The sequence below is a fragment of the Rufibacter psychrotolerans genome, assembly GCF_016924645.1.
GTDB lineage: Bacteria > Bacteroidota > Bacteroidia > Cytophagales > Hymenobacteraceae > Nibribacter > Nibribacter psychrotolerans.
In genome coordinates this window covers 1-1308 of the sequence record NZ_JAFFJV010000033.1, presented here as the reverse complement: position 1 = coordinate 1308, position 1308 = coordinate 1, and the positions used below count along the sequence as shown (strand labels likewise).

At 53.6% G+C, this 1308-nt stretch carries 1 protein-coding gene; it reads left to right on the top strand.

The window, feature by feature from the left end:
• The first annotated feature begins 248 nt into the window (after positions 1–248).
• Positions 249–1271 carry an IS110 family RNA-guided transposase gene (locus tag JT718_RS20395; RefSeq protein WP_205504648.1) on the top strand — a complete coding sequence of 341 codons (1023 nt, stop codon included), beginning with the start codon at positions 249–251 and terminating at the stop codon, positions 1269–1271.
• Positions 1272–1308 lie beyond the last annotated feature (37 nt).

Sequence of the window (1308 nt, the reverse complement as noted above, 5' to 3'; positions counted from 1 at the left end):
CTAACCTTTAGCTTAGCGCAGTTTCATTTTTCCAATAGTCCTACTTCCTATTTGCCAGGTATAGGATTAACTTGCTGTACCTGAAGAGGCAGCCAGTGCACTACCCGCTAACGAGTCGGAAAGGTCTATTAGACGATTCAGACTGGCTGCTTTATTTCCAACCCGCAGGCAAGGGTCATATAGATTTTCGGGACAAGGGCCCATGATAAAGGTTTCGATCCGCCGTCTGCACAAGCTTTTGAAAAGATATGGAAAAGACTATGCAACCGCAAGCCCCCGCTTTCATCCTGGGCATCGATGTAAGCAAGGACAGCCTGGACGTGTGCCTGCTGGATTGCAACGGCGGCAGGCAGTTTGACCACAAGGCCAACAACAACCCCTCAGGCTTCAGGCGCATGAAGGCCTGGCTTAAGCAGCATGGCTGTGAGGCAGGGCCCGAAACACTTGCCTGTATGGAGCACACGGGCCTCTACACCCGCCAGTTGGTCCATTACCTGCTGGCAAGGGAGGTACGGGTGTGGATGGAGAGTGCCCTTCAGATAAAACGCTCCATCGGCATGGTACGGGGCAAGGATGACAAGGTAGACGCGCAGAGGATAGCTCGCTATGCCTTCCTCCACCAGCGGGAGGCAAGGTGCCTGAGCCTGTCGGGCGTGACACTGGAGAGGCTGAAGGACTTGCAGGCAAACAGGGGCAGACTGCTCAAGGCCCTGCAAGGCATCAAGGTCACAGTCAAGGAACTGCTGGCTGTGGACCCAGTCTCTGGCAAGACGCTTGAGCAGGTGAATAGGAAAGCTATCCAGGGGCTGGAGAAGAGCATGGAGCAGGTGGAGGAGAAGATGCAGGAGTTCATTGCCAAAGACGGGGACCTGAAGAGTAAGTATGACCTGCTCACGAGCGTAAAAGGGGTGGGCAAGGTGTTGGCCATTTCCCTGCTGGTCTACACCCAAGGCTTCACGAAAATGGATGACGCGAGGAAGCTGGCCTGCTATTGCGGAGTGGCTCCTTTCGAGTACAGAAGCGGCACCAGCGTGATGGGCAAAACAGGCGTGTCTAGATTTGCAAATATGCAGCTCAAACACATCCTGCACATGGCGGCGATGAACAGCGTCCGCTACAACGGGGAGATGAAAGCGTATTTTGACAGGAAAGTCTCGGAAGGGAAAAGCAAGATGAGCGTGCTCAACGCGGTGAGGAACAAGCTGCTCCACCAGATCGTGGCTGTCGTCAAAAGAGGCACCCCGTATGAGATCAGATTGGATAAAATCTAGCCATAAGCGCTTGTTTTACTCATAGATTTCGTCTAGT